The 6,048-nt window shown below is 66.3% G+C and carries 3 protein-coding genes and 1 pseudogene; 1 reads left to right on the forward strand and 3 read right to left on the reverse strand.

From position 1 onward, the window contains the following. Positions 1–7: 7 nt before the first annotated feature. Positions 8–3,571 carry a DEAD/DEAH box helicase family protein gene (locus AB0M26_RS03480; protein ID WP_365253753.1) on the reverse strand — a complete coding sequence of 1,188 codons (3,564 nt, stop codon included), beginning with the start codon at positions 3,569–3,571 and terminating at the stop codon, positions 8–10. 149 nt (positions 3,572–3,720) lie between these two features. Here AB0M26_RS03480 and AB0M26_RS03485 point away from each other — a divergent pair, with 149 nt between their 5' ends. Continuing rightward, positions 3,721–4,992: an ATP-binding protein gene (locus tag AB0M26_RS03485; RefSeq protein ID WP_365253755.1), complete on the forward strand. Its 1,272-nt coding sequence runs from the start codon at positions 3,721–3,723 to the stop codon at positions 4,990–4,992. A gap of 275 nt (positions 4,993–5,267) precedes the next feature. Here the strand turns inward: AB0M26_RS03485 and AB0M26_RS03490 are convergent. After that, a pseudogene (locus AB0M26_RS03490) lies at positions 5,268–5,372 on the reverse strand (phosphohydrolase); the annotation flags it as partial. Positions 5,373–5,374: 2 nt separating this feature from the next. Then, complete coding sequence (locus tag AB0M26_RS03495) at positions 5,375–5,821, reverse strand: GntR family transcriptional regulator (RefSeq protein WP_365253758.1); 447 nt, start codon at positions 5,819–5,821, stop codon at positions 5,375–5,377. Positions 5,822–6,048: the final 227 nt, after the last annotated feature.

Raw genomic sequence — 6,048 nt, forward strand, 5'->3', positions numbered from 1 at the left:
AACCCGCTCAAGCCAACTCTCGATTCAGCTCACTCAACAACGACCGAACATCCCGCCCCGGAAACGCGTGCTGGAATCCCCGCCCACCGCCCTTCCCCTTGAAGGGCTCCGCATTGAACTCCGACGGGCTGATCCCGACGTCGCTCGCCACCACATCCCGTACGGACCGTAGCCACCACAGCTGCTCCTCCGAGAAGGCCGCCCCCGCCTGCCGCTGCTTGAGCAGCCACCCCTCAAAGCGCTCCTCCACCGTCTCACGATACGGCCGCAGCTCATCGTCGACGCCCAGCTCGTACCGGATCAGCGAGATCAAGTCGGGCACCCCGGCCTCCCGGCCATTGTCGGAGTGCACTGCCGCGCCGAGGTCCTCGTAATACGTCCAGAGGGCCTGCGGGGTCCACGCGTACTGTGGGCGGCGGATCTCCAGTGCCAGTTCCTTCAGTGCCGCGTACGTCTCCGCAGGGGAAACCGACCGTGGGCTCGTCAGCGCGATGTTGACGGCCGCGATGCGGTCGCGCTCGTCCTTCAGGAGACGGCTCCAGCGGTCGACCTGTTCCCGGGCCCGCTCCTCGCGGGGGATCTCGTCAACGGCCGTCAGCTCGACAGCTGTGAACTCGTCGAAGAGGTAGTCCTTGTCGCGCCGGATCTCGATGATGTGCCGTCGGAGTTCGGGATGTTCCGTCAGGGGCGTGATCGCGTCCTCCACGAGCTGTCGGGCCGCTGCCTGACCGCCCTCCTCCAACGCCCGCTCCTGCCGGTCTGGGTCCACCGCTTTGACGATGGCACCCGCGATCTGTGACAGGGTCTGCCCGCCCGAGGTCCGGGTCAGCTGGTCACGCTCCTCGTCCGTCAGCTGTTGGTTGAGCCGCGCCAGCCGCCCTGCAAGGATCTCGGCCTCATTCGCACTGATCGACTTCGTACCGGCCTTGTCCAGCAGCTTGGCCAGTGAGACCTGCCGCTCGCCCGCTGGGACCAGAGGCTTGGCATCCACCAGTGGGGAGTCCGTCACCCCGACAGCGTCGACGAGTACGAAGCGGTCCTTGCGCACTGTCGCGTCCGAGTCCGGCGTGACCTCCTGGAGCTCGGTCACATCGATGGTTCGGGCGCCGCGACCCTTCATCTGCTCGAACAGCACTGCACTGCGCACCTCGCGCAGGAAGATCACGCACTCCAGGGCCTTCACATCTGTACCGGTTGCGATCATGTCGACGGTGACGGCTACCCGCATCCGCGGCGAGGTCCGCAGGGCGCGGATCAGTTCGTCCGGGTCTTCGCCGGCCTGGCGGCTCTTGTAGGTGATCTTCTTCGCGAAGTCGTCCCCGCGACCGAACACCTCCTTTACCTGGGCGAGGACGTCCTCGGCGTGGTCCTCTCCGACTGCGAAGATTAGTGTCTTCGGCAGTTCGGTCCGGCCAGGAAACCAGCGTCGCCAGTTGTCCCGGTACGCGGTGAGCACCGCCCGGATCTCATCGACCGTAACTACCGAGCGGCCTATCTGTGCGGTGGTGTATGTGAAGTCGTCGTCCAGTTCCTGGTAGCGCTGCCGCCGCGTCTTGCGGTCCTTGACCCTTACCGTCGTGCCCGACTCGATGGTCGCGGCGCCCTTCTCCCGCAGGTCGGTCCGTATCCGTACGACGTCGAAGTCCACGTTCACCCCGTCCGCTACCGCCTGCGGATAGGTGTATTCGGAGACGAGGTTACGGCCGAAAAAGCCGAGGGTCTGGAGCGTGGGCGTGGCGGTCAGGCCGACGAGGTGTGCGTCGAAGTACTCGAGTACGCCCCGCCACAGGCCGTAGATCGAGCGGTGGCACTCGTCCACGATGATCAGGTCGAAGGACTCGATCGGGACCTTCGGGTTGTAGGAGACCTCGACGGGCAGATCCGTCGCGTAGGTGTCTTCGTACGCCGCGCTGTCCGAGGCCTCTTCCGCCTGCTCGTCGTCGACGAGGGTCTCCCCGCGCAATAGCGAGTACATCCTCTGGATCGTGCAGATGACCACTGACGAAGTGTCCTGGAGCCCGGTCGCCCCTAGCCGGTCGACGTTGTAGATGTCGGACAGCTTGCGGCCGTCGTCCGGAGTCGTGAACTTCCGGAACTCGTCGTATGCCTGCCTGCCAAGGTTGTTGCGGTCGACTAGGAACAGGATCCGGCGTGCCTTGGCATGCTTGAGCAGACGGTAGGTGTGAGCCACGGCGGTGAAGGTCTTGCCCGCGCCAGTCGCCATCTGGATCAATGCCCGCGCGCGGTCCTCACCTAGGGACTCCTCCAGGCCACTGACGGCGTCTATCTGGGCGAGACGTAGTCCGTTCGGCTCCAGCACCGGCAGTCGACGCAGGGCGGCCCGGAACGTCGGGGCGGTCGGCGTCTCGTCGGCGCGACGCATCCACGCGGCCACCGTCTCGGGGCGGTGGAAGGAGAACACCTCGCGGGAGCGGGCGTCGGGGTCGAGACGATTGATGAAATAGGTCTCAGTGCCGGTCGTCGCATACCGGAACGCGAAGGGCTCCGTCTCCCGCCAGACGGCGAGAAGGTGTTCCTTGAGGACACCGGCCGCGTATCGGTCATTCTGCTCGACCGCGCTGGAAAGGTGGTCGCCCTCGCGCTTGGCCTCGATCACACCGACGATCCTGCTGTTGACGTACAGGACGTAGTCCGCGCGGCCTGTGGCGAGCGTGAATTCCCGTACTGCCACTCCCTGGCCCGCCCGCGGGTCGACCTGGTCCCGGTCTTGGACGATCCATCCCGCCGCGTACAGCATCTCGTCGATGACCTCGCGGGCCTGAACCTCGTTGAGCGCGGCGGGTCGCTGGGCGCGGTGGATGATTGCGTCTCGCCGCTTGGCGTCGACTTGGCGCGGCTGCCTCCGGGCGGCCTCGTACTTCGCCTGCTGGGCGTCGCGCAGCTCTTCGATCTGGATACTCAATTGATCGACCCGTGCGAGCAACGCGGTCTTGTTGGCGTTGGCACTGGCGATGAGGTTTTCGGCCTCGGCCCGTGCTCTGCGCTCGGCTTCCAAGGCGCCGCCGGCCTCAGCGAGCCTCGTGCGGGCCTGCGTGAGCGCTTGACGATGGCCGTCCAGGGCCTCGCGCAGCTCCGCCAGTTCGGCCGGGTTCGTGATCTGGTCTTCGTTGCCGGGGTCTGTGGGCGGCACGAACTCGGCGACAGTCCGACGACCGTCGATGGCGTCGTGGAACCAAAGGCCCAGCTTGTAGCAGACCCGTACGGCGGCCAGGGCCCGCGCCGTGTCGAAGAGATGGCTGTGCGCGGCCTGGTTCCGGTCGCGGCGCAGCTGGTCGAAGTCGTTGCGGATCTCAGGGACGAGGACTCCAGCGCGAGTCAGAGCCTTCAGCCGATCGATCTGCCGGTCGCCCTCGATCCGCATCCCGATACGAGCGACCAGTTCCTCGGCGAGGACCTCGCCGAACTGGCCCGCCTGCACCAATGAGGAGTTGGGATTCGAGAATACGGTCGCCTCGGCGGAAGCGCCGTACAAGGAGAGCAGCGGCTGGTGCTGATACAGAACCCCGAAGTTCGGCGAGCCCTTCGCGAAGTCGCGAAGCCGGTCGTCCATACGGCCTATTCCCCCCGCAGCTATGCCAGTTGGTGGCGATCCAGCTTACGCAGCGAAGGGTGGGCGAATCTCGATCTCGTCGGTTCTGCCGCTGCATCGTACCGACAGCCTGCGAATTAAGCTGAGGCATGCCTCGACTCTGGACGCGCTTGCACGAGCACCTGGGCAATCCTGCTGGCCCCGTCACCTTCGCGATGGTGCAAGCTGCCGTGGACTCCGGCCTCGAGGAGACCGACGATCTGGACTGGAAGGAACACCTTCCGCAGCCGCCCCGTGAGGGCCGGTGGAACGAGTTCGCCAAGGACGTGGCCGCCATGGCCAATGCTCGTGGTGGCCTCCTGATCTTTGGGGTGAGCGACGACCAATGCCTAGTAGGCATCGACCCGGCTGATGTCAATGAGCAACAGCTCGCTCAGTGGGTGCGCAACCATGTCCAGCCCTACCTCGCTGACCTACACATGGAGGTACTGCAGTCCGAGGACGGGCAGACCTCGGTCCTGGTGGTGGACGTGCCAGCCAGCCAGACGGCCCCGCACCTGGTCTACGGCACGGCCCAGCGGGACAAGGAGCAGCACGCGGCCGTCGCGCCCTTCCGTGACGGCTCCCACACCGGCTGGATGCCAGAGCACCAGCTAGCTCGTGCCTACCAGGAGCGGTTCGCACGGCAGCAGCGCGCCGGCGAAGAGCTCAACGAGATTCTGGCCTTCGCGGCCGACATTGTTCTGGCCCAGTTCGCTGGCCCTGAGGCATGGCTGGTAATCGCGGCCCGCCCGCAGCGTCCCCTCCCCCGGACTGTGCCGGCACCCACCCACGATGACGCGGTGCGCGTTCTGCGGGGAGCCTTGAACCTCTCGATCACGCTCCGCGGCTCGAGCACGGTGAGTCCCGAGGTGCTGCGGGCGCTGGAATCTTCGGCGGACAACCCGCGTACAGGGCTGCGCCGCTGGGTGGTGAGCAATGCCTTGAGTGTGGCGGACCGGCGCTCCGCGCGACCGGTCATGGTCGAGCTCCACCACGATGGCACGCTTGTCCTGGCCGCCAATCTCTCTTGGAAGTGGCAAGGGCAAGAGCGGGACATCGAAGTGCCGCTGCCGGTCCATACGGACGTAGTCGAGCAGGCCGTCCTCGATGCGGTGACCCTGACGGAATGCCTCGGCCGCGCCGTACGCAGAGACGGCGGAGTCGACCTCACAGCAACCGTCGTCACCCAGCGGGATACTAGGCACCCATTCACGCCGCTCGGCCCGGACGCCTACGGGGACATCGAGGCCCCGACCTACGCTCGCCAGCCACACAAGCTTCAGCTGGCGACGGCCGAGCTGCCCGCCCGCACGGATGACGACATCCTCCGCCAGGCCGCGCGCGAGCTCGCCGCCGGCGTGCTCAACCAGTTCGGCCTGAATCCCACACGACTGGCCTGACCAGCACATATACAGCCCCGCGGGTGCCGGGCATGGGCGAGAGCCTCTTCTACTGCCGCTGCGGTTTGATGACCCAGGTCGTCGACTCAAGCAGAGCGTTGTCGTACGCGTCGCCGACCGAGCCGATCGAGGCCGCTATCCGAGCCGTTCATCGGAGCGGGCTTGGGTTCCCTGCGTCCGGGTGCAGCGCGCCCCTGTAGAGAACGTGGACGGCAGCGGCCGCGTCTGTGGGCTATGTCTGGGGTGATGGCACTTCTTCAGCATGTCTCGAGTCCACGCTCGGCCACGCCGAGGGAGTGCGACCAGCGACGCGGCATCGGCTCGGATAGCAACGATTCGGCGAGGCCGTAGGCCCGCTCTGCGAGGTCCATGGTTGCCAAGGCTACGAGGCCCCCCGTCCAGCCGGGAGGGCGCGAATGCGCCTCCTGCGGTTCTCGCCCATCTCGATGAGGCCTCGTCCCTCCATCTGTGCGATCGCGGACCGCACAGCCGTGCGGGATACGCCGAAGCGCTCGCATAGCTCGCTCTCGGATGGAAAGACGTCGCCCACCTTCACACCTTCGGCCCGAAAGAGGTCCAATACCTTCTCGGAGAGCGGGCGCCGGTCGCCGCTCCCGGTTACGTACCAGCCGGCGCCTTGAACGGGCTCGATGATGCCCTCGGCCTTGAGCGCCTTGAGCGCCCGGCCGACCGTGCTCCGGCCGACACCGTAGATTCGCATCAGCTCCGCCTCGGACGGTAGAGCCTCGCTGATCTTGCCGCCCTCGATCTTCTGGCGCAGAGATTCCGAGATCTGCAAGTACGTACCTCGCGGACTGGCCTGTGGCACGTGACCTCCTCTTCCTTGATCTCGCTGACGCGTACCCGGGCGGTGCCTCAACGCTCTCCAGCTTCGCACGCCCGGCACGGGCCGACCCAGCTCGTTCGCAGGGGCTAGGGTCTGTCGTCAAATGATCTTGACTGGTGGATCATGGTCGGGTGATACGTCGCCATGAACTGTCCGATGCCGAATGGGAGTTCGTCCGGCCGTTGCTGCCCGTGTCGTCGCGTGGGCGC

It is taken from the genome of Streptomyces sp. NPDC051776 (genome assembly GCF_040681345.1).
Taxonomy (GTDB): Bacteria; Actinomycetota; Actinomycetes; order Streptomycetales; family Streptomycetaceae; genus Streptomyces.

Coding starts and splice junctions, on each gene's coding strand:
- AB0M26_RS03480 (WP_365253753.1), bottom strand. CDS start 3,571: ATGGACGACCGGCTTCGCGACTTCGCGAAGGGCTCGCCGAACTTCGGG.